17 protein-coding genes are annotated in these 22,606 nt (G+C 69.0%); 11 read left to right on the top strand and 6 right to left on the bottom strand.

Translation table 11 applies throughout. The features are described from left to right. The first annotated feature begins 212 nt into the window (after window positions 1-212). Together IEX49_RS11645 and IEX49_RS11640 are read left to right on the top strand one after the other, a co-directional pair. Window positions 213-3,656, top strand: a complete 3,444-nt coding sequence (locus tag IEX49_RS11645; protein ID WP_188806382.1) for a pyruvate carboxylase — start codon at window positions 213-215, stop codon at window positions 3,654-3,656. Window positions 3,657-3,717: 61 nt separating this feature from the next. Further along, window positions 3,718-5,148 carry a mycothione reductase gene (locus IEX49_RS11640; RefSeq protein WP_188806310.1) on the top strand — a complete coding sequence of 477 codons (1,431 nt, stop codon included), beginning with the start codon at window positions 3,718-3,720 and terminating at the stop codon, window positions 5,146-5,148. Window positions 5,149-5,151: 3 nt separating this feature from the next. Here the strand turns inward: IEX49_RS11640 and IEX49_RS11635 are convergent, their stop codons facing one another. Further along, a complete protein-coding gene (locus IEX49_RS11635) occupies window positions 5,152-6,969 on the bottom strand; it encodes an AMP-dependent synthetase/ligase (RefSeq protein ID WP_188806309.1) in 1,818 nt (605 codons plus the stop codon). Window positions 6,970-7,215: 246 nt separating this feature from the next. Here IEX49_RS11635 and IEX49_RS11630 point away from each other — a divergent pair, with 246 nt between their 5' ends. After that, window positions 7,216-8,346 carry an ROK family protein gene (locus IEX49_RS11630; protein ID WP_229672588.1) on the top strand — a complete coding sequence of 377 codons (1,131 nt, stop codon included), beginning with the start codon at window positions 7,216-7,218 and terminating at the stop codon, window positions 8,344-8,346. A 28-nt stretch (window positions 8,347-8,374) separates the two neighbouring features. Here IEX49_RS11630 and IEX49_RS11625 read toward each other — a convergent pair whose 3' ends face one another. Together IEX49_RS11625 and IEX49_RS11620 are read right to left on the bottom strand one after the other, a co-directional pair. Next, a complete protein-coding gene (locus IEX49_RS11625; RefSeq protein WP_188806308.1) occupies window positions 8,375-8,863 on the bottom strand; it encodes a hypothetical protein in 489 nt (162 codons plus the stop codon). Continuing rightward, a complete protein-coding gene (locus tag IEX49_RS11620) occupies window positions 8,860-9,648 on the bottom strand; it encodes an alpha/beta hydrolase (protein ID WP_188806307.1) in 789 nt (262 codons plus the stop codon). The genes IEX49_RS11625 and IEX49_RS11620 overlap by 4 nt, the downstream gene beginning before the upstream one ends. Window positions 9,649-9,729: 81 nt before the next feature. On the opposite strand from IEX49_RS11620, the gene IEX49_RS11615 reads away from it, so the two are divergent. Both IEX49_RS11615 and IEX49_RS11610 read left to right on the top strand, forming a co-directional pair. Continuing rightward, window positions 9,730-10,428 (top strand): lysophospholipid acyltransferase family protein, encoded by a 699-nt coding sequence (locus IEX49_RS11615; protein WP_188806306.1) that lies wholly within the window; start codon window positions 9,730-9,732, stop codon window positions 10,426-10,428. 44 nt (window positions 10,429-10,472) lie between these two features. Further along, entirely contained in the window at window positions 10,473-11,876 is a 1,404-nt protein-coding gene (locus tag IEX49_RS11610; RefSeq protein ID WP_188806305.1) for a class II 3-deoxy-7-phosphoheptulonate synthase, read from the top strand. A gap of 120 nt (window positions 11,877-11,996) precedes the next feature. Here IEX49_RS11610 and IEX49_RS11605 read toward each other — a convergent pair whose 3' ends face one another. After that, window positions 11,997-14,285, bottom strand: a complete 2,289-nt coding sequence (locus IEX49_RS11605; protein WP_188806304.1) for a PASTA domain-containing protein — start codon at window positions 14,283-14,285, stop codon at window positions 11,997-11,999. A 43-nt stretch (window positions 14,286-14,328) separates the two neighbouring features. After that, on the bottom strand, window positions 14,329-16,029 hold the full coding sequence (locus tag IEX49_RS17030) for a LysM peptidoglycan-binding domain-containing protein (RefSeq protein WP_268237717.1): 1,701 nt from the start codon (window positions 16,027-16,029) through the stop codon (window positions 14,329-14,331). Window positions 16,030-16,291: 262 nt separating this feature from the next. Here IEX49_RS17030 and IEX49_RS11595 point away from each other — a divergent pair, with 262 nt between their 5' ends. Then, the gene (locus tag IEX49_RS11595; protein ID WP_229672587.1) at window positions 16,292-16,681 is read left to right on the top strand and encodes an Rv2175c family DNA-binding protein; all 390 of its coding nucleotides are present in this window, start codon (window positions 16,292-16,294) and stop codon (window positions 16,679-16,681) included. A gap of 22 nt (window positions 16,682-16,703) precedes the next feature. On the opposite strand, the gene IEX49_RS11590 is transcribed toward IEX49_RS11595, so the two are convergent. Then, window positions 16,704-17,813, bottom strand: a complete 1,110-nt coding sequence (locus tag IEX49_RS11590; protein WP_229672585.1) for a polyprenyl synthetase family protein — start codon at window positions 17,811-17,813, stop codon at window positions 16,704-16,706. Window positions 17,814-17,888: 75 nt separating this feature from the next. Between IEX49_RS11590 and dinB the strand changes: the two genes are divergently transcribed. The 5 genes from dinB to ftsL all read left to right on the top strand — a co-directional run bounded on the left by dinB (window position 17,889) and on the right by ftsL (window position 22,566). Then, on the top strand, window positions 17,889-19,157 hold the full coding sequence (gene dinB / locus IEX49_RS11585; protein WP_188806303.1) for a DNA polymerase IV: 1,269 nt from the start codon (window positions 17,889-17,891) through the stop codon (window positions 19,155-19,157). A gap of 114 nt (window positions 19,158-19,271) precedes the next feature. After that, on the top strand, window positions 19,272-19,640 hold the full coding sequence (locus IEX49_RS11580) for an SCO2097 family morphological protein (protein ID WP_188806302.1): 369 nt from the start codon (window positions 19,272-19,274) through the stop codon (window positions 19,638-19,640). 532 nt (window positions 19,641-20,172) lie between these two features. Continuing rightward, a complete protein-coding gene (gene mraZ, locus IEX49_RS11575; RefSeq protein ID WP_188806301.1) occupies window positions 20,173-20,604 on the top strand; it encodes a division/cell wall cluster transcriptional repressor MraZ in 432 nt (143 codons plus the stop codon). Between the two features lie 232 nt (window positions 20,605-20,836). Next, window positions 20,837-21,787, top strand: coding sequence for a 16S rRNA (cytosine(1402)-N(4))-methyltransferase RsmH (gene rsmH / locus IEX49_RS11570; RefSeq protein WP_188806377.1), 951 nt, complete (start codon window positions 20,837-20,839; stop codon window positions 21,785-21,787). Continuing rightward, entirely contained in the window at window positions 21,784-22,566 is a 783-nt protein-coding gene (gene ftsL / locus IEX49_RS11565) for a cell division protein FtsL (protein ID WP_188806300.1), read from the top strand. Before rsmH ends, ftsL begins: the two co-directional genes overlap by 4 nt. Window positions 22,567-22,606: the final 40 nt, after the last annotated feature.

Here is a 22,606-nt window from a genome sequence, read left to right as displayed (position 1 = left end):
TGGCCGATGAAAGGCCGGAGGACCAGCCCCTAGTCTAGTGCCGGTCGCCATGTGACGGGCGTCATAGGGGCAGGGCTCCGGCGTGTGCAAAACTGGCGCGTGATGTGAACCACAACGAGGTGGTTCACCCGAGCGCGACCAGCGCGATAGCGTCGGCCGGCGGATCCGCCGGCCACCGAGGAGGTCCCATGTCCCCCAGGACGACCGATGGCATGTTCACCAAAGTGCTGGTGGCCAACCGAGGCGAGATAGCCGTGCGCGCCTTCCGCGCCTGTTACGAGCTGGGTGCCCGCACGGTGGCGGTGTTCCCCTACGAAGACCGGAACTCCATCCACCGGCAGAAGGCGGACGAGGCCTACCGGATCGGTGAGGAAGGCCACCCGATCCGCGCCTACCTGGATGTGGACGAGATCATCCGGGTGGCCACGGAGTCGGGATGTGACGCCATCTACCCCGGGTATGGGTTCCTGTCCGAGAACGCAGGGCTGGCCCGTGCCTGCGAGGAGGCGGGCATCGCCTTCGTCGGTCCGCCGGCCGACGTCCTCGAGCTGACGGGCAACAAGGTCGAGGCCCTGCGAGCGGCCAAGGCCGCCGGGATCCCGACGCTGAAGTCCTCGGAGCCGAGTTCGGACGTGGACTGGCTCGTCTCCCAGGCCGAGGACATCGGCTTCCCGATCTTCGTCAAGGCCGTGGCCGGCGGCGGCGGCCGCGGCATGCGCCGGGTCGAGACCTCGGCCGACCTGCCGGACGCCCTGAATGCTGCCATGCGCGAGGCCGAGACCGCCTTCGGTGATCCCACGATGTTCCTGGAGCAGGCCGTCCTGCGGCCCCGGCACATCGAGGTCCAGGTGCTGGCCGACGCGACGGGGGAGACGGTCCACCTCTTCGAACGCGACTGCTCCATGCAGCGGCGCCACCAGAAGGTCATCGAGATCGCTCCGGCGCCCAACCTGGACGACTCCATCCGTGAGGCGCTGTACGCCGACGCGGTGAAGTTCGCCCGCGCCATGGACTACGTCAACGCCGGCACGGTCGAGTTCCTCGTGGACACTGCCGGTGAGCGGGCCGGACAGCACGTGTTCATCGAGATGAATCCCCGCATCCAGGTGGAGCACACGGTCACCGAGGAGATCACGGATGTGGACCTCGTGGCCTCCCAGCTGCGGATCGCGGCGGGGCACAGCCTGCAGGAACTCGGCATCCACCAGGAGGACCTGCGGATCCGTGGGGCGGCGATGCAGTGCCGCATCACCACCGAGGACCCGTCGAACGGCTTCCGGCCGGACACCGGCACCATCACCGCCTACCGTTCGGCCGGTGGCTCCGGCGTCCGGCTCGACGGCGGCACCATCTACACCGGCGCCGAGATCAGTCCGCACTTCGACTCGATGCTCGTCAAGCTCAGCTGCCGGGGACGCGACTACCCGACGGCGGTGCGCCGCACCCGGCGCGCCCTGGCCGAGTTCCGTGTGCGCGGCGTCGCCACCAACATCCCTTTCCTGATGAACGTGCTGGACGACCCGACCTTCGTGGCCGGGGACGTGGCCACCGACTTCATCGATGCCCACCCGGAGCTGGCCCAGGTGAACCGCAGCCAGAACCGGGGTTCCAAGGCCCTGCAGTACCTGGCCGACGTCACCGTGAACCAACCGCACGGTCCGCGGGTGGACGGCATCGATCCCCGGGACAAGCTGCCGCACTTCCCCGGGGACAAGTCCGAGGAGCCGGACCGCAGCCCCTTCGACGGCCCGTCGTCCAGTCAGCCACCGGCCGGATGGCGTCAGGTGCTGCTGGAGCAGGGGCCGGAGGGCTTCGCCGCGGAGCTGCGCTCCCGCACCGAACTTGCCGTCACGGACACCACCTTCCGTGATGCCCACCAGTCGTTGCTGGCCACCAGGGTCCGCACTCGAGACCTGCTGGCCGCCGCGCCCGCTGTCGCCCACACCCTGCCGGGGCTGTTCTCCGTCGAGGCCTGGGGCGGGGCCACCTATGACGTCGCGCTGCGCTTCCTGGCCGAGGACCCGTGGGCCCGGCTGCGGCTGTTGCGGGAGGAACTGCCGAACATCCCGTTGCAGATGCTGCTGCGCGGCCGCAACACGGTGGGCTACACCCCGTACCCGGTCGAGGTGACCAACGCCTTCGTGCAGGAGGCCGCGGACACCGGCGTGGACATCTTCCGCATCTTCGACGCCCTGAACGATGTCCATCAGATCGCCCCCGCCATCGAGGCGGTCCGTGCCACGGGGACCGCCGTCGCGGAGGCGGCCCTGTGTTACACGGGCAACCTGCTGGATCCGGCCGAGAAGCTGTACACGCTCGACTACTACCTGGGGCTCACCCGGCAGATGGTGGACGCCGGCGCGCACATCCTGGCCATCAAGGACATGGCCGGACTGCTGCGCCCCCAGGCGGCCAGGGAACTGGTCGGTGCCCTGCGCAGCGAGTTCGACCTGCCGGTGCACCTGCACACGCATGACACGGCGGGCGGCCAGCTGGCGACCCTGCTGGCCGCGGCCGAGGCCGGAGTCGACGCCGTGGACACCGCCGTGGCGTCCATGGCGGGGACCACCAGCCAGGTCCCCATGTCAGCCCTCGTCGCCGCCCTGGAGCATGGAGAGCGGGACACCGGACTGGGACTGGACCACGCCGCGGGACTCGAGCCGTACTGGGAGACGATCCGAGAGATCTACCGTCCCTTCGAATCCGGCCTCTCCGCACCCACCGGTCGTGTGTACCGCCACGAGATCCCCGGCGGCCAGCTCTCCAACCTGCGCCAGCAGGCGATCGCCCTGGGACTGGGGGACCGATTCGAGCAGATCGAGAAGATGTACGAGGCGGCCAACGCGATGCTGGGGAACATCGTCAAGGTCACGCCCAGCTCCAAGGTGGTCGGCGACCTCGCCCTCCAGCTGGTCGGCATGGACGTGGACCCCGCGGCCTTCGCCGAGAACCCGCAGGACTTCGATGTGCCGGACTCCGTGATCGGCTTCCTCTCCGGTGAGCTGGGAGATCCGCCCGGAGGCTGGCCGGAACCGTTCCGCAGCCGGGCCCTGCAGAACCGGGGACAGCGCCGCCCGGAGGCGGAGCTCACGGCCGAGGACCGCGCGTCGTTGGCCGAGCCCGGCGCCCCTCGCCAGGCGACGCTCAACCGGCTGCTGTTCCCGGGCCCCACGCAGGAGTTCGAGGCCAACCGGGACGAGTTCGGAGACACCTCGGTCCTCCACACCCGCGATTGGCTCTACGGGATGGTGACGGGGCAGGAGCACGTCATCTCCCTGGGCAAGGGCGTCCGCCTGCTGGCCACGCTCCAGGCGATTGGCGAGCCCGATGCCAAGGGCCTGCGACCCGTCATGGTGACCCTGAACGGGCAGGCGCGCCAGATCACGGTCCGGGATCGCTCCGTGGAATCGACGGCCCGTGCCGCCGAGAAGGCGGACCCCGCGGCCACCGGTCACGTCGCGGCGCCGTTCGCCGGGGTCGTGACGGTCAACGTCGCCGAGGGTGATGCGGTGGAGGCCGGCGCCACGGTTGCCACCATCGAGGCCATGAAGATGGAGGCGGCCATCACGGCCCAGGCCAGTGGGACCGTGTCCCGCGTGGTGCTGAGCGGGACCACACCGGTGGAGGGCGGCGACCTGCTCCTCGTCGTGGACTGACACGGGGGTCGTCGAGTGAGATCGGGCCGGGGACGGTGCCCGTGGACCGTAGGCTGGGTCCATGGGCACCGACATCACCGAATCGTTTGACCTGATCATCATCGGCTCCGGCTCCGGCAACTCGCTGGTCACTCCCTACTGGGACGGCCGGCGGGTGGCGATCATCGATGCCGGGGTCTTCGGTGGCACCTGCCTCAACGTCGGCTGTATCCCCACGAAGATGTTTGCCTACCCGGCCTCGCTGGCGGCCGTCCCCGCAGAGTCCGGACGGCTGGGCGTGGACCTGGAGCTCGGCTCGACGGACTGGGCCGGGATCCGGGACCGGATCTTCTCCCGGATCGATGCGATCTCCGCGGGAGGCTTCCGGTACCGAGACCAGGAGCTGGACCACACCACGGTCATCACCGAGGAGAGCCGGTTCACGGGCACCCACCAGTTGACGACCGCGAGTGGGCGGGTCCTGGAATCGGAGACCATCGTGGTGGCCGCGGGATCACGGCCGGTGCGGCCGGACGTTCCGGGCATCGACCTGCCGCAGGTACACACCTCGGATTCGATCATGCGGCTGCCGACGCTGCCCGAGACGCTGGTGGTTCTCGGCGGAGGGTTCATCGCCGCCGAGTTCGCCGCGGTCTTCTCCGGCCTCGGTTCCTCGGTGGTCCAGGTCAACCGCTCCTCGCAGTTGCTGCGCACCCATGACGAGACGATCTCGGAGCGGTTCACCGAACTCGCGTCCCGGCAATGGCGGCTCGAGACCGGGTGGACCCTGTCCCGGATCGTGGAGGCGGAGTCCGGGTGGGTCGCGGTTCATCTCGAGGGAGCGGAGGGCGCCACCATGGTGATCGACGCCGAGGCGGTCCTCGTGGCCCAGGGGCGGACCCCGAACACCGACCGGCTGGACCCGGCCTCCGCCGGTCTGGACGTGCACGGCGACGGCCGGCTGGTGGTGGACGAGTACCAGCGGCTGCTCTCGGGCGGAACACCGGTTCCGGGACTGTGGGCGCTGGGGGACATCTCCAGTGAGCATCAGCTCAAGCACGTGGCCAACCATGATCAGCGGATCGTCTCCCACAATCTGGAACATCCGGATGACCTGAGGGCCAACACACTCGGGCCGGTTCCCTCTGCCGTGTTCACCAGGCCGCAGATCGGCTCGGCCGGACTGACCGAGGCCCAGGCCGTGGCCGAGTACGGCCGTGACCGGATCAGCGTCAAGGTGCAGCAGTATGGTGACGTGGCCTATGGCTGGGCCATGGAGGACACCTCGGGCCTGTGCAAGCTCATCGCCGACCGCCAGACCGGCCAGCTGATCGGGGCGCACCTCATCGGCCATGAGGCCCCCAACCTCATCCAGCTGCTGGTGCAGGCCATGAGTTTCGGCGTGGACGCCCATGCCCTGGCGCGCGGCCAGTACTGGATTCACCCGGCCCTGAGCGAGGTCGTGGAGAACGCCCTGCTGGGCCTGGAGGTCCCGGACAGCGGACTGGTGTAGGCCCTACACGGGTTTGGGCGCCGTGTAGATCTCCTCGACCAGGCTGTCGAAGTCCTTCAGCACCACGCTGCGCTTGATCTTCAGCGACGGGGTCAGCTGGCCCGACTCGATGGAGAAGTCCACCGGAGCGATTCGGAAGGCCCGGATGGACTCCGCCTGGGACACCGACTGGTTGGACTTGTCCACCACGGACTGCACGTGCTCCACCACCACCGGATGCGTGGCCAGTTCCTCCACCGGAGTGTCTGCCGCGATACCATGCTGTTGGAGCCAACCCGGCAGGATCTCCGCGTCCAGCGTCACCAGCGCCGCCACGAACGGGCGGTTGTCGCCGACCACCACGCACTGGGAGACGAGGGCGTCCGCACGGACCTGATCCTCCAGGACAGCCGGCACCACGTTCTTGCCGGAGGCCGTGACGATGATCTCCTTCTTGCGGCCGGTGATCGTCAGGTAGCCGTCATCATCCAGCGAGCCGATGTCCCCGGTGTGGAACCAGCCGTCCACGATCTCCTTCTCCGTGACGTCCGGCCGGTTGTGGTATTCGCGCATCAGGCAGACACCCTGGGCGAGGATCTCGCCGTCGTCGGCGATCCGGACACCGTTGCCCGGCAGGGGCTTGCCGACCGTGCCGATCTTCACCGCGCTGGGCACGTTCACGGTGACCGGCGCGGTGGTCTCGGTCAGGCCGTAACCCTCCATGATGTTGACGCCGATGCCGCGGAAGAAGTGGCCCAGACGGGCACCGAGGGGGCCGCCACCGGAGACCGCATGCGCGACCTGCCCGCCCATGGCATCACGGATCTTGCCGTACAGCAGTTTGCCGAAGAGCGCATGCTTCGCGCGCAAGAGGAGGGGGACCTTGCCGTCGGACAGGGCCTTCGAATAGTCGATGGCGGTCTGTGCCCCGGCGGCGAAGATCTTCCCCTTGCCGCCCGTCTCCGCCTTCAATTGGGCCGAGTTGTAGACCTTCTCAAAGACGCGGGGGACGGCCAGCAGGAAGGTCGGCTTGAAGGACTGCAGGTCCGGCACCAGCTGCTTGATGTCCGAGGTGTGGCCCACCTTGGCGCCGGCGGCCAGCGCCAGCACGGAGATGAACCGGGCGAAGACGTGTGCCAGGGGGATGAACATGACGGTGCTGGAGCGGGGGTTGACGATCCCGGCCAGGTCGGTCCCGAGCGCCTGCAGACTGAGCTCGGCGAAGTTGCCGTGGGTGAGTTCACAGCCCTTGGGCTTCCCGGTGGTGCCCGAGGTGTAGATGATGGTGGCCAGATCGGGCAGGTTGGCGGCGGTGCGGCGAGACTCCATGACGTCCTCGTCCGGTCCCTTGGCCGCCAGGGAGCGCAACTCGTCCAGCCCGTCGGCGTCGATCAGCCAGCTGCCCACCAGGGGATCGAGCTGTTCCTGACGGATGGCCGTCTCCACCACGGTCCGGTGGCGGGCCGTCTCGCAGATGACGGCACGCACGTTGGCATCCGAGACGATCCAGGCCACCTGACTGGGGGAGGAGGTCTCGTAGATGGGGACCGTCACCGCCCCCGCGTACCAGATGGCGAAGTCCACCAGGGTCCACTCGTAGCGTGTGGGGGACATGATTCCGATCCGGTCTCCGGCCTCGAGCCCGGCGGCGGCCAGGCCACGTGCCAAGATGCGGACATCCTCATGGAAGGCGGAGGAACTGACATCGGTCCACTGGCCGGGTGAGGCCTGACGGGCGAACAGTGGACGCTGGGGATCAGCCAGGACCTGCTGTTCGAGGAGATCGGTGATGTTCGTCTCCTGGGGGACCTGGACCGTGGGAGGGGTAATGTATTCCTTCAACGTGCGCTCCTGGTGCTTGGCGGTGCCGCTGTGTGGCGATGTGGCGCTCTTCGGTGCCGACCGGCCCGGGCGGGGGTGCCCGGGGCTTTCGACCTTACAGGACAAGGCCGAAACCGGTGTGGGCTGTACCACAATCGTGATCATACTACCCGTCGGTAACCAGCGGTGCGACGCCGCACCGCGGCGGTGGAGCGGGAGCACCGGGAGCACCGGGAGATCAGGCGGGGGACTGAAGGGGGTCTGGACGTGGCTGACGTGGGCCGAACCGGAGATACACCGGTCGCCGCGGCCATCGGCCTGGACGTGGGCGGGGGTGCCGTGAAGGCAGGGACGGTGGTGTTGACCTCCGGCGGGACCCTGACCGGGACGGACGTGACCGGGACGGACGTGACCGGGACGGTCTCGCCGGGCGGCGGAGGCTCCGCGATCGAGGCCGCCGAGACCCGGATCGAACACCAGGTCGAATCGGACGGAGACGCCTTGTCCGCCCTGTGCGCCGCCATCGCCCGGGACCAGTACGGCGGCCTCCGCTCCCGCTGGCCCGGCCTCCCCGTGGTGTGGGGCGTGTCCGCCGCGGCCTGGATCGATCCGCACAGCGGTCGCTCGGTGTTCAGCCCGCACCTGGGCGGCTGGCGGGACCGCGCCCTGCCGCAGGACCTTGCCCGGGCCCTGTCCGACCTCACCGGGCTTCCCATGGCCCCCGGAGAAGCGAGCGGCCACGCATCGGGGGCGGTCCCCGTTCCCTCGGTGATCAATGACGCCGACGCGGCGGCCTGGGCCGAAGCACGGTTGGCGACGTCTGCCGGGCGGCGCGACCGGATGGTCCTGGTGGCGATCGGCACCGGGATCGGTGGTGCGCTGGTCCGGGATGGCGCCGTGGACATCGGCGAGCACGGCATGGCCGGTGAGTTCGGGCATATGACCATGGACCCGGCCGGCCCACCGTGCCCGTGTGGCAATACGGGCTGCTGGGAACTGCTGGTCTCCGCCGATGCCCTGGCGGCCCGTGCCGGACGGGCCTCGGCGCGTGCCGCCATCGACGACGCCCTGGCCGGAGACCCGGCCTGCCGCGACGCCGTGGCCGGCACCGGCCGGTGGCTCGGCCGCGGTCTGGCCACGCTGGCAGCCGTCCTGGACCCCGGTCGGTTCGTCATCGGCGGCGGAGTGGCCACCGCGGGGGAGTTGCTGCTGGCGCCGGCACGGGAGGAACTGGCCCGGCACCTTCCCGGCGGGCGACGCCGTCCCCTGCCGTCGGTCTCGGTCGCGACGTGGGGCAATCGGTCCGGCTGGGTGGGGGCAGCGGGCGTTGCGCTGGAACGCGCGGGCTGGCCCGTGCGGTCGCTGGCCACCGGGCCGGCCACCTCGCCGGCGCGGTAGCCCGCCACCGCGGAACTCGGCCGGACTCCTAAACCTGAGCGCCGTCGTCGTTCCAGGGGTCACGGCGATCCTGGTCCCGGGGCAGGGACAGGAACAAACCGACGGCCCCGGCCACGAAGGCCGCGATGAGGACAGTGACGACGATGCCGGGGATGCCGGGCCAGAAGAGGGCGGCCAGCAGCAGCGCTGCCGGGCCGCCGATCAGTCCGACCACGCTCAAGACCATGGCCGGCCGCCCCGTGGCCAGGGCAGGAGGGTCGGGCGGGACGAAGTCACCCTCGTCCTCATCGTCGACGGTGTAGTCCCGCGGCCCCCACGCCGGGGTCGTGGCGAAGTATGAGGCGAGGTCCGGCCGTTCCTCCGAGGGGGGATCGAGAGGGCGGTCGGAGGACTCAAGCGGACCGAGCCCCTCGACGATCTGTTGCCACTGGCGGTCGATCTCGGCCTGGTCCTCGTGCTCGCGGTCTCCTTCGCCGTCGTGCTCGTGACCGTGGGATCCATCCCGGCGTTCCGTCATGACAGTCCTTCCCGGAGCCGGGAATCCACGGTGGCGGACATGAAGGCGATCGACTCGTCGTGGATGAGTCCGGCGTCCCAGTCCAGGGTGGCCACGTGATAGCTGTTGTACAGCGGGCGGACCGTCAGCAGTCCTGGCTCCAGCCCGCGCCCCAGGGTGGTCATCGAGGAAGGCGGCACCACGTGGTCGGTGGTGGAGCGGAACGCCAGCACCGGTGAGTCGATGTCCGGCAGGGCGCGACGGGCCGCCGCCTGCACCGCGCCGATCTGGCGCACGCCGGCCAGCGGGGTGCGGGGATAGGCTCGTTCGTCCGCATCGGGGCGCACGGTGTCATTGGCAATGGGGGCGACGGTGCGGACGGCGAGACGGAGCAGCCCGGCCAGGGGTGCGGCCGCGGAGGCGAACCGCAGGGCCGGGTTCACGACGACGGCCCCCGCGACCGGCCGGTGGGCTGCGGCGTCGAGGGCGAGGGCGCCGCCCATGGACAGGCCTGCCACGAACACGCGCTCGTGGGTGGCGAGCAGGTCATCGACGGTCTGGCGGACGGTGGCACGCCAGTCCGCGGCGGTGACGCGTTCCAGGTCCTGCCACCGGGTGCCATGGCCGGGCAGCAAGGGCACCTCGACATCGGCCCCGGCCTGCGCGAGGGCCTTGGCCCACGGGGCCATCGAGAACGGGCCCGAGGTGAAGCCGTGGAACAGCGCAACGGCGGTGGAGCCGTGACCGCGGGCCAGAACGCCGTCCGGGGCGCCGCCCAGGGACATCGGCCTCTGCAGGGGATCCATCACGCCAGCCTAGCCGCCATGGTGGCTCCATACTCCTAGACTGGTGCCGGTCCGCACCGTCTGAGGAGAGGTTCACCTTCCGTGTTCTATTGGTTCGCCAAGACCTTCGTGGTGGCACCCGTGACGAACCTCCTGTTCCGCCCCTGGGTCAAGGGGCTGAACAATGTGCCCGAGGAGGGGGCGGCCATCCTGGCCAGCAACCATCTCTCGGTGTCCGACTCCATCTTCATGCCGGCCCAGTTGGATCGGCAGGTGCACTTCCTGGCCAAGAAGGAGTACTTCTCGGGCAAGGGACCCAAGGGGTGGATCACCCGCAAGTTCTTCGAGGCCACCAACCAACTGCCCATGGACCGCGCCGGGGGCAAGGCCTCGCTCGACTCGCTCCGGTCCGGCCTCGAGGTGCTTCAGGACGGCAAACTCCTCGGGATCTATCCGGAGGGCACCCGCAGCCCGGATGGACGGCTGTACCGGGGCAAGCTGGGCGTGGCCAAGCTCGCCCTGAACGCCCGGGTTCCCGTGGTGCCGATTGCGATGATCGGCACGGACAAGGTTCAGCCCATCGGCCGCACCATCCCCAGCATCCGCCGCGTGGGCATGATCTTCGGCCAGCCCCTGGACTTCTCGGAGTACTACGACCGCGCGGGCGACCGCTTCGTGGAGCGGCAGGTCACCGACCAGATCGTGGAGGCCATCCGGCGGCTCTCCGGCCAGGAATACGTGGACGTCTATGCCTCCACCGTAAAGAGCCAGCCTGCCGCGGACGCACCGGACGCGCAGTAGGTCACAAGCACGCATCCACGGCCCGGGTTCCGTACCCTGTAACCATGATTTCGGATCCCACCACAGACTTCCCGGCCTTCGGCTCAGCCCAATCCAATGGCGCGGCCGACTATCCCGGCCTGGATGACTGGCGGTCGAAGCCGGTGTCCCAGCAACCCACCTGGGAGGACCCGGCCGAGTTCGAGTCCGCCATGGCGGAGCTGTCCTCCGCCCCGCCGCTGGTGTTCGCCGGTGAGGTGGATGTGCTCCGCACCCAGTTGGCCGCAGCTGCCCAGGGCGAGGCCTTCCTGCTCCAGGGTGGTGACTGCGCCGAGACCTTCGCCGGCGCCACCGCCAACAAGATCAGTGCCCGGGTCAAGACCATCCTCCAGATGGCCGTGGTCCTGACATACGGTGCCTCGCTGCCGGTGGTGAAGATGGGCCGGATGGCCGGCCAGTTCGCCAAGCCACGGTCCTCGGACACCGAGACCCGGGACGGCGTCACCCTGCCGTCCTTCCGCGGCGAGATCGTCAACGGCTTCGACTTCACCCCGGAGTCCCGACGTCACAATCCGCAGCGCATGGTCCAGGCCTACAACACCTCCGCCGCCACGCTGAACCTGGTCCGCGCCTTCACCCAGGGAGGATTCGCAGACCTGCGGTCCGTGCATGCCTGGAACCAGGGATTCATGAAGAATCCGGCCTACTCCCGCTACGAGGAGCTCGCGGGCGAGATCGATCGTGCGGTGCGCTTCATGGACGCCGCGGGTGTGGACTTCAGCGCCCTGCGTCGCACGGACTTCTTCACGGCCCACGAGGCCCTGTTGCTGGACTACGAACGGGCCCTGACCCGTATCGACTCCCGCTCCGGCCTGCCGTACTCGACCTCCGGGCACTTCCTGTGGATCGGCGAGCGGACCCGTGACCTCGACGGCGCCCACGTCGAGTTCCTCTCCAAGGTCCGGAACCCGATCGGTGTGAAGCTCGGGCCCACCACGAGACCCGAGGACGCCCTGGCGCTCATCGACAAGCTCGATCCCGAACGCGAGCCGGGCCGGCTGACCTTCATCACCCGGATGGGTGCCGGCAGGATCCGGGAGAACCTGCCCGCCCTGGTGGAAGCGGTCCGGGATTCCGGAGCCCAGCCGCTGTGGGTCACCGACCCGATGCACGGAAACACGGTCACCGCCGCCAACGGGTACAAGACGCGCCGGTTCGACGACGTCATGGACGAGGTGCGTGGCTTCTTCGAGGTCCACCGGGCTGCCGGGACCTACCCGGGTGGTCTGCACGTGGAGATGACCGGCGACGACGTGGCGGAGTGCCTGGGCGGTTCTGACCCGATCGACGAGTCGGCCTTCGCCGACCGCTACGAGACGCTGGTGGATCCGCGGCTGAACCATCAGCAGTCCCTCGAGATGGCATTCCTGGTCACCGAGGCGCTGTCCCACCCCGACTGCTCGGTCTAGAGCACGCGGCGGACGTCCGGCCCGACCGGTCGGACGTCCGAGCGGTCGGACGTCCGCGCCGGACGGACGTCCGCGCCGGACGGACGACCCGCCGCCGGACAGGGGAGGATCCCAGGAAGGCTAGAGGATGAGGATCCGCACCGTGGATCCCTCGGCCGCCTCGGCTCCGGACTCCGGTGACTGGTTTCGGACCCGGCCCTCTCGGCTGCCGAAGAAGTCACCGAGGATCTCGGTCTCCTCCACCTCGAAGCCGGCTTCCTCGAGCTGACGGCGTGCCTCACCCTGGGGTTGGCCGGTGACATCAGGGACCTCAATCATCCTCGGCCCCAGTGATTGGACCGCCGTGACTGTCGACCCGGGGAGGACGTCGCCCTCGGCCGGATCCTGGGTGATGATCCGGCCCGCCTCGACGGAGGCGGAATGTTCGCTGCCGCTGACCTCCAGTTGCAGTCCGGCCGCCTCCAGCTCGGACGTGGCCTCCTCCACCGTCATCCCGGAGAGGTCCGGGACGGCGACCGGCTGGGGCCCCTCCGAGACGACGACGGAGACCGCGTGGTTGCGGCGCAACTCGTCCGCGGCGGCGGGGGACTGACTGAGAACGGAGCCCTGTTCCACGGTGTCAGAGTATTCGTGGGTCACGGGGCCCAAGGCCAGTTCGGCGTCCTGGAGGGCGGCTTCGGCCTCGTCCTGTGTCAAGCCGGTCAGATCGGGCACCTCGAACAGTTCAGGTCCCAGGGACACGGTGACCAGCACCGTGTTGAACCGCCTCACCTCTGTTCCGCCCTGGGGATCGGTGGAGATCACGTTGTCCTCGGCCACCACATCATGGTGCACGCTGGCCAGGGCATAGCCGACTCCCGTCTGCTGGAGCGCATCCACCGCCGAGACCTTGCTGCGCCCCTCCACCTCCGGGACAGTGACCATGCCGCCGGGACCGGCACCGAAGAACCAGCCCGCCAGGACCAGGATGGCCGTGATGATGAGCACGACGGCGGCCCAGATCCACATGCGCTTGCCGCTGCGGTGACCGAGGACCTCCGTGGGAGTCTTCGCCCGGCGGGCTGCCTGGCGCCGCTCCTGGCGCGCAGACGAAGAACGGCCCGGTGCCCTGACGATCCGCCCTGGGTGGGCCGTCCTACCGGTTCGGTCCATCGTCGGCGCGTCGAGGACGGGTGGTCCGGACGAGCCCGACGAGTCGGACCGGTCGGTGGGCTCGGCAGGTGGCGCGCCGGGATCGTCCGGCGGGAGCGTGGGCAGCACCGAGGTGCGGTGATGACCGGCAGGCGGCAGGGCCGGCGGCAAGAACGTCGTCGCGCCGGGATCGAGGACGTCGGTGGCATCGATGTGGTCCACTGACCCGATGACGTCCGTGGCGTCATCGTCCCAGGACTCGCCGTCGTCCCAGGCGCCGTCGCCGTCGTCGGCATCCTGGGGAACGCGGGGCTCGGCTTCGGGGTGGTACCCCTGAGAGCCCAGCACCTCGGTGCCGGCCGGACCGGCGGCGGCTGCCGCCCCGGCAGCCGCCGGGGCCTCGAGATCCAGATCCTCGTCCGGAAGGGACGAGCGGAGACTGCGGATCTCGGCCAGGAGGACGGCAGCGTCGGCCGGGCGATCGCGCGCGTTCGGCGCAGTCGACCACTGCACCAGCCGGTCCAGATCGGCGGCCAGTCCCGGGACCACCTCGGAAGGGGCGGGCACCTCGTTGTTGATGTGCTGGTAGGCCACCTGGATGGGGGAGGACCCGGTGAAGGGCTGGAGTCCGGTCAGCATCTCGTACGCCATGATGCCGACGGCGTAGACGTCACTGCGTTCGTCTGCGGGGGAGCCGCTGACCAGTTCGGGGGAGATGTAGGCGACGGTGCCGACCAGGGCAGCGCCCGTCCCGGTGAAATTGGTGGTGGCGCGGGCCAGGCCGAAGTCGGCGACCTTGATGCGACCGTCCCGGGACACCAGCACGTTCTCCGGCTTCATGTCCCGGTGGACCAGACCGGCCCGGTGAGCCGCCGCCAGCCCGTCGACGATGGCCTCCAGGTAGGCCAAAGCCACACGAGGCGTCATGGAGTTGCGCCGTTCCAGGACCGTGCGCAACGTGTAGCCCGGCACATACTCCATGACGAGGTAGGCGAGGTTTCCGTCCGGGTGCTCATCCACGCCCTGGTCCAGCACGTTGACCACGTGCGGATGGGAGAGCCGTGCCGCGGTCTTGGCCTCCTGCTCGAACCGTTCGACCAGGTCGGGGTTCTCGGCCAGGTGCGGGTAGAGGACCTTGAGCGCGACCTCGCGGTCCAGGCGCTGGTCCACCGCCAGGTACACCGTGGACATGCCACCGCGGGCCAGCCGGGTTCGGACCTCGTACCGTCCCTCGATGACGGTCCCGTTCATGGGGTCGGCGCGGTATTCCTTCACCATTACAGGGTAGACCGGCCCAGGGTCCGGGCCGGGGACCAGAGGGTCAGAAGCGCTTCATGTAGTTCTTGACCTTGGCCACATAGTCCTTGGTGTCCGACTTCATGCCGTTGCGCTGCACACCGCCCAGCCCTTGGTAGTAGGCCGCGACGCCGATGTCGAAGGACCCGGCGGTGCGCTGCAACTGCCGGATGATCGCGACGCCGGCCGTCGCGTTGTCATGCGGGTCCAGCAGGTTGAGCTTGCGCCCCACCAGGTCCGAGGCCCAGTCGCCCGAGCTCGGGATGACCTGCATGGCACCGATCGCATTGGCCGGGGAGACCGAGGCGTGATTGAAGCTGGACTCGGTGAAGGCGTGGGCCAAGGCCAGGGACGGATCCACGCCCATCTGACGGGCGGTGTCCGCGATGATCGCCTGCATCTGGGAACGGGACGGCACTCCGGCATTGAGCAGGGCGCGCTTGTTCTCGTTGGCGTCGCGGACGATGTGGTCAGGGTAGGTGTAGTGCAGGAAGGTGTTCGGGACCAGGTCGTCCTCGGCCGGGGAGGTGGAAGACCCAGCCCCGGAGAGCTTGAGCTTCTGGCCCGGGCGGATGGTGGCCGTCTCACTGATGCCGTTGGCTGTCAGCAGGGTGGAGAGGCTGATGCCGTTCCGTGACGCGATGCCGTAGAGGGTGTCACCGGATTTGACGGTGTACGACTGCACGGTGCTGCCGGCGGACGAGCCGGAGGAGGCAGGGGCGACCGTGGTGTTGCCGGAGAGCTTGAGCTTCTGGCCCGGGTGGATGGTGGCCGTCGAGGACAGGCCATTGGCCTTCAGCAGCACTGAGAGGCCAAGGCCGTTCCGAGCGGCGATGCCGGAGAGGGTGTCGCCCGACTTCACCGTGTAGGTGGTGGCCGAGGCGTTCCCGGCAGGGGAGCCGGCCGACGTGGAGGCAGGGGTGCCGCTGCTGCCGGAGAGCTTGAGCTTCTGGCCTGGGTAGATGGTGGAGGAGGCGGCGATGCCATTGGCCTTGAGGAGGGTGGACAGGCTGATGCCGTGGCGGGATGAGATGCCATACAGGGTGTCTCCCGAGACGACCGTGTAGGTCTTGGCGGTGGTCGAGACGCCGTGGGTGGAACCGCCGGAGGAAGCCGGAGCCACGGTGGCGCCGCCGGAGAGCGTGAGCTTCTGGCCCGGGTAGATGATCGACGACGCCGAGAGGCCGTTCGCCGTCAGCAGGGAGGAGAGGGAGAGGTCATGGCGCACGGCGACGTGGGACAGGGTGTCCCCGGCCTTGACGGTGTAGGTCTCGGCGGCGGTGCCGCTGTTCGCGGACTGGCCGGACGTGGAGGACGACGGTGCGGAGCCCGGGAGCGTGAGCTTCTGGCCCGGGTGGATGATCGTGGACGCCGAGAGGCCGTTGGCCTTCAGCAGCGCCGACAGCGACAGGTCGTGGCGCACGGCGATGTGGGACAGGGTGTCCCCGGCCTTGACCGTGTAGCTGGAGGCGGCCTTCGCGGTCGTGACGGCACCGGCGCCGGAGAAGGAAGCGGGAACGCTCGAGGCCAGTGAAGCGGAGGAGAGGCGCACCTGTGCCGTCTCGATGTTCACCGGCGAGGCGGACCGGGGGGTGAGCGCCTGACGGGGGGCGTCCGCAACGGCCGGCGTGGCCAGGGCGGCTGAGCCCAGCACCATGAGCGGCAGGGTCGACGTGGCCAGGGCGGACTTCAACAGGCGTGGCGTGCCGGAAGGGCGATCAGTCATGTGGGTTTCCTCTGAAGGTGCTGCACCACCGAGGCTGCTCCTGTCACGGCTGTGAACAGAATGACAAACCACGTCTGATGATGCCTGTAATGAAAATGTGACAGATGTAAACGTACCTGAAGGTAGTTACGGAAGGGAATCTAGACGGTAACGATTCAGCAACGAGGCCGCGTTGCGCGTGGACAGTCCCGCCGGTCGCCCGTGAGCCCGTGAGTGAGTATGGGCTGTCCCAGGCCGCCGCGTCAGTCGTTAGGCTGGACGGGTGAATACCGCCGCAGGCAACAACGCCGCATCGCAGGAGCCGACGCTCGAAGACCTCGTGCAGGACTGGGAGTTCTTTCCCGACCTGGCCGAGAAGTGGGATATCCCGGTCACTCGGGTCCACAACATGGTCAGTGACGGACGATTGCTGACCGCCAAGGTCGGTGAACGTCACGCCCGCGCCATTCCGGCGCTCTTCCTGGTGGAGGACGGCCCCCTGGAGCCGCTGAAGGGGACCATCTCGGTCCTCAGGGACGCCAGGTTCTCCGACGACGAGGCCATTCGCTGGCTCTACACGCCGGACGAGTCCCTCCCGGGCCGCCCGATCGACGCCTTGCGGGAGGGTCGCAAGACGGAGATACGCCGGAGGGCGCAGGCGCTGGCCTGGTAGTCGTCAGCCCACCGGCCGGCGGCTAGTGCTTCCGGCCCAGGATCTGCCTGGCCAACCGCTCCAGTCCCACCTTGGCGCCCGGGTCCATGGGCGCATTGACCAGGGCAGCGAGAGAGGCATCACCGAGGTCGAGGACCTCGCTCTCCACCCGGGCGCGGGCGCCTCCTGTCTCGAGGAGCGTCTGGATCCGGAACACGGCCTCAGGGGTCAGTTCCGGATCGCCCAACGCTGCCTCCACTTCTGCCACCTGGCTGGGAGTGAGCAGGTCGAGGGCGTGGGCCACCAACTCGGTGCGCTTCCCCTCGCGCAGATCGTCCCCGGCCGGCTTCCCGGTCAGCGCCGGGTCCCCGAAGACCCCGAGCAGATCGTCCTGCAGTTGGAACGCCTCACCCAGGGGTGCGGAGAACCGGCCATAGTGCTCCAGCAGGTCCCCATCCGCGCCGGACAGGATCCCACCCAGGCCCAGCGGGTGGACCACGGAGTACCGGGCGGACTTGAACCGCAGAACCGTGCGAGCCCGCTGGAGGGCCTCGGCCGGGTCCTGGCCCGGCACCTCGACCTCGTCGAGGATGTCCAGGTACTGGCCGGCCATGACCTCGAACCGCATCTCGTTGAACAGGCCTCGCGCGCCAGCCGGGTTCGTGGAGGCGTCAGCGGCGGAGGCGAACACCTCCTCGCTCAGGGACAGGCACAGGTCGCCCGTCAGGATGGCGGCGGACATCCCGAAATGACCCGGGTCCTGCCGCCACCCCGCCTGCTGGTGCCGGGCTTCGAAGGCACGGTGGATGCTGGGGGCTCCGCGGCGGGTGTCAGACCGGTCCAGGATGTCGTCGTGGATCAGGGCCGCGGCCTGGAACAATTCGAGTGCCACGGCCGCATCCAGGATGAGCGGATCATCGGGGTGACCGCCGGCACCCTGCCATCCCCACCAGGACAACACGGCCCGCATCCTCTTCCCGCCGCGGACCAGTCCGGAGATCGACTCCACCAAAGGGATGGCGGAGTCGGAGATCGCCGCAGCGCGGCCACGGTACCCGTCCAACAGCTCGACCATGCGGACCCCCACGGCCTGGACGAAGGCCGACTCGTGGTCGACATCAGTGGTCTGGGGGACAGAAGGGGGGACGGGCACGGTGCTCCTTGGGCTCCTGGGGCGGTTCGGCGGCGTGCCCAGACTACCGGTGGCCGCGGGACCTAAGCTGGTCCCATGACAGAGCGCAGGACCCTGACGTCCGCCGAGACCGGCGGATCGGATGGTTCCTGGGACGCGGTGATCCTGCACGTGGACATGGACGCCTTCTTCCTGTCGGTGGAGTTGCTCGACCACCCGGAATTAGCGGGAATCCCCTCGCTCGTCGCACACCGCGGTGGCAGATCGGTGGTCCTGTCCGCCTCCTACGAGGCGCGCGCCTTCGGAGTCCGCTCGGCCATGCCCCTGGCGCACGCCCAGGCGCTGTGCCCAGGCGTCGCCGTGGTGGAACCCCGGCGCGAACGCTATGCCTCGGCCTCCTCTGACGTGATGCGGATCCTGGAGTCCTTCACTCCGGCGCTGGAGCAGCTCAGCATCGACGAGGCCTTCCTGGATGTCTCAGGGGCACGACGCCGGCTCGGTTCGCCCGCGCGGATCGGCGCCCTGATCCGGGAGCAGGTCCGTGAACGGACGGGGCTGCCCTGCACCGTCGGTGCAGCGGCCACCAAGTCCGTGGCCAAGATCGCCTCGACGCGGGCCAAGCCCGATGGCCTCGTGGTGGTCCCACCGGAGCGGACCCGCGCCTACCTGGATCCCCTGCCGGTCTCCGCCCTCTGGGGTGTGGGGCCGGTCCTGCACCAGCGACTCGTGGCGGCCGGCCTCACCACGGTGGCTGATCTGGCAGCCCAGGCCCCACAGCGGATGGAGCGGTGGCTCGGAGTCCAGGGGCCGGCCCTGCTGAAGTTGGCCCGGGGGATCGATCCGCGTCCTGTCACGCCCGAGCGGGAGACCAAGAGCCTCGGGGTGGAGAAGACGTTCGAGCAGGATGTCCGCGACCCGGCCGACCTCCACCGGCACGTGGTGGCGCTGGCCCATGAGGGCGCCATCCGGCTACGCCGCGCCGGCTTCCGTGCCGGGGCGGTCAGCGTCAAGGTCAAGGCGCCGGACCTGTCCGTGAAGACCCGGACCATGACGCTTCCGGCGCCCGTGGACTCCGCCGGGCCCCTCGCCGAGGCCGCTGGAGCTCTCCTGGCCGGACTCATGGACGGCCAGCGCATCCCGGTCCGGTTGCTGGGGATCCGGGCGGAGCGGTTGTCCGGTGCCGACGAGGTGGTGCAGGAGGCCTTGTTGTGGGAGGACGAGAGCGCTCCTGCAGACTGGTCCGAGGCGGATCGGGTGGCCGATGACATCCGCCGCAAATTCCCCCGAGCCGCGCTGAAGCCGGCCACCCTGGTGGAGCGGAACACCCCTGAATCAGGGCAGGTCCAGCGCAAGGATATTCGCTGATCGCGGAACTGTTCGTATCAAGACGGTCAAGGGGCGTCACCGATATGGCGTGGGGGCCCGGGCGAGCCCTATGCTAGACAGACGGGAAGGCCCGGGCCGGAAGAGGAGGCAGCGATGCCGTTGTCTGAGCGGGAGCAGAAGCTCCTTGAGCAGCTGGAACAACAGCTGAATGCAGAGGACCCGCACTTTGCCACGAGCATGAGTGAAGCGGGTACCTCTCGTTTTTCGACCACCCGATTGGTGGCCGGCGCGGTGACCGCGGCGGTGGGACTCGGTGCCCTCCTGTGGGGCGTCTCCCAACAGTTCATCTGGTTGGGCATCATCGGGTTCATTGTCATGGCGGCCGGGGTCTACGTGGCCACCAGCCGGTCACGGCAGTCCACGGGTGGACGGAGCCGCGACTCCGCCGCCGCCAAGAAGAACTCGCCCTTCATGGCGAACCTGGAGCAGCGGTGGGAGGAACGCCGCAACCAGGAACCCTGATCGTGCGCTGAACACCACTGAACCATCGGGAGCGCCATGGCGCGCCCGGAATCGCAACCCCGTCGCTCAGCGGCGGGGTTTCGTTGTTAACAGGACGTGCCGACGGGGACATCCACGCACTCCCCACTTCCCTCCCCACTTCCCTCCCCACGTCCCTCCCCACGTCCCTCCCCACTTCCCTCCCCGGCGCGCTCCGAGCGGACTCCACCCCGGTGCCGGGGGGAGTGGGCGCCTTGGTGGGCGGCATGCAGGCACCGGGTGCGCAGAACTCCCTCCACTCCCTCCACATCCCTCCCCGACTGGCGCTGAGGGGAGGGAGGCGCCGCCTCCTGGCCGTGGATCCCTCTCATGACAAGGGAGGGGGGTCCGATCTCGGAGAAAATGACAGCCGCAAACGAAGCTACGCCACACCGTGTCCCCACCCCGTTTTGGCTTGACTGTGGGGGGTTGTGGGGTAAAGTGGAGGACATCAGAGGATGGTGGTGAAGAAGGAGGGTCACGCGCACCTCTCGGACGGCAAAGGCGGTGGGTCGTGTTCCTCGGGACCTATACGCCGCGCCTGGATGAGAAGGCGAGGCTGATCCTCCCGGCCAAGTTCCGCGAGGAACTGGCGGAGGGCTTGGTCCTCACGCGAGGGCAGGAGCGCTGCATCTACGTCTTCAGTGCACGTGAGTTCGAGAAGGTTCACGAGCAGATGAGGTCGGCACCGCTGTCCTCACGCCAGGCCAGGGACTACATCCGTGTGTTCCTGTCCGGTGCCTCGGACGAGACTCCGGACAAGCAGGGGCGCATCACCATCCCGGCTCCGTTGCGCAGCTATGCGGGGCTGGACCGGGAACTGGCCGTGATCGGTGCTGGCAGCAGGGCCGAGATCTGGGATGCCGGGTCCTGGGCCTCCTACCTCGAGGAGCAGGAGAACGCGTTCTCCGAGACCGACGAGGAAGTACTGCCCGGGATCTTCTAGGAGACCCGGGAACATAACCACACAGCGCGGATTCTTGAATGAGACCTCCAGCCGCCCTCGGCCGGACCTGACCCGACTTCCCCCGGGCCAGGCACGGAACCGGTGAGCGGATGGGGATCTGATCCAAGGGTCCGCCTGTCACTTAAGGGACCGGAATACCCACCAGTCAGGGAAGGGGAGGCAACGCGTGGCAACCGAACCGACTCCGGCACAGGACCGGCACGTACCGGTCATGCAGGACCGTGTCCTCGACCTGATGTCGCCCGGCCTCGAGGCCGCCCGCCGGGCCGGTCGCACGCCGGTCTACCTCGATGGCACGCTGGGCATGGGAGGCCACGCCGAGGCGGTCCTGGAGCGCCACCCGGATGCCGTCGTCGTGGGCATCGACCGTGACACCGAGGCCCTGCGCCTCGCCACCGAACGACTGGCCTGGGCCGGCGATCGGCTCCGCACTTGGCACGGCACCTATGACGAGGTCGGCGACGCCCTGGCCGCCGGTGGCTTCCGTGAGGCCGATGCGATGCTCTACGACCTGGGAGTCTCCTCCTACCAGCTGGATGAACGAGGGCGTGGCTTCGCCTACTCGTACGACGCCCCACTGGACATGCGCATGGACACCACGGGCGGCATCACCGCCGCCGATGTGGTCAATGACTATGACGAGGATCGGCTGCGGCGAATCATCCGAGCCTGGGGTGAGGAGAAGTTCGCCGGACGGATCGCCTCGGCCATCGTCCGGGCCCGGGCCGAGTCACCCTTCACCTCCACCGGTCCCCTCGTCGAGGTCATTCGCGGGGCAGTTCCCGTGGCGGCCGGAAAGACCGGTGGTCATCCGGCCAAGCGGACCTTCCAGGCCCTGCGGATCGAGGTGAACGAGGAACTCGACGTCCTCGAGGACGCGTTGCCGGCGGCGCTGCAGCACCTGGCCGTCGGCGGCCGACTGGTCGTCATGAGCTACCACTCTCTCGAGGACCGGATCACCAAGCGGGCGATCATGGCCGATGCCACCTCGACGGCGCCCCCCGGTTTCCCGGTCGAACTCGAGGAACACGCCCCCGTGGTCAAGGTCGTCACCCGGGGCGTGGACAAACCCACCGAGAAAGAAATTGAACAAAACCCTCGCGCCTCCTCAGCAAAAGTGCGAGCAGTTGAGAAGATCAGAGCATCAAGGAGCAAAGCATGACCGCCACGCAGCAGCGACTCGCCATGCAGCAGCCCGTCCGGACCCGTGAGAGCACCGCTCCGCAGATCGGACAGGCTGCTCCTTGGCAACCCGTCATCCGGCCCGCAGGGCAGCCCGACGGTGACGCCGGCCGGAACGCCTCGTCGCGCCGGCGCACCCCATTGGCGCTCGTTCCTGCTCCCATCCGCAAGTCCGGCCGCGGATTTGCCGGGCTCTGCATCGCCGTCCTGGTCGCTGCCCTGATGACTGTCCTCGTCACCAACATCACGGTGTCCAATCGACAGTACGAACTGGTCTCACTCAAGAACGAGCATCTGGACCTCAGCCAGTCCAACGAGCTGCTCCGCCAGCAGGTCGAACACCTGGAAGCCCCGCAGAACCTGGCGGCCGAGGCCACGAAGCTGGGCATGGTCAACCCCGGAGACGTCGCCTCGATCGACCTGTCCAGCGGCGCGGTCACCGGTACCGCCACGGCGGCCGACGCCGAGGACAAGCCCAGTGGCCATGTGGCCGCCCCCGCCAGCCCCTCCGAGAAACAGGCCGCAGCCGCAGCCGGCTCGGCCGCCACCGAGGCGGACGCAGAACCCTCCGAGGCGGTAGAGGCCCCCGCCGGCGTCGGCGCCTTTGCTGATCTGCCCAGCCCGTCCGGTGGGGACGCCACCGGGAACGGCTCGGCGGACACGGCCGAAAGCCCAGCGCAGGAGGGTGCGGCCGGGGGATCGGACAGCCTCAACGGCGGCACGATCCCGGCCCCGGAGTTCTCCGCCAGTGGAAACTGACCTGACACGCCTGACCGATCACCCATAGGACCCCACCGAG

The sequence above is a fragment of the Citricoccus zhacaiensis genome (genome assembly GCF_014645315.1).
In the GTDB taxonomy this organism is placed as follows: Bacteria; Actinomycetota; Actinomycetes; order Actinomycetales; family Micrococcaceae; genus Citricoccus; species Citricoccus zhacaiensis.
Note: the sequence above shows the minus strand (reverse complement) of the source record. Positions and strands in the feature narration are given on the sequence as shown.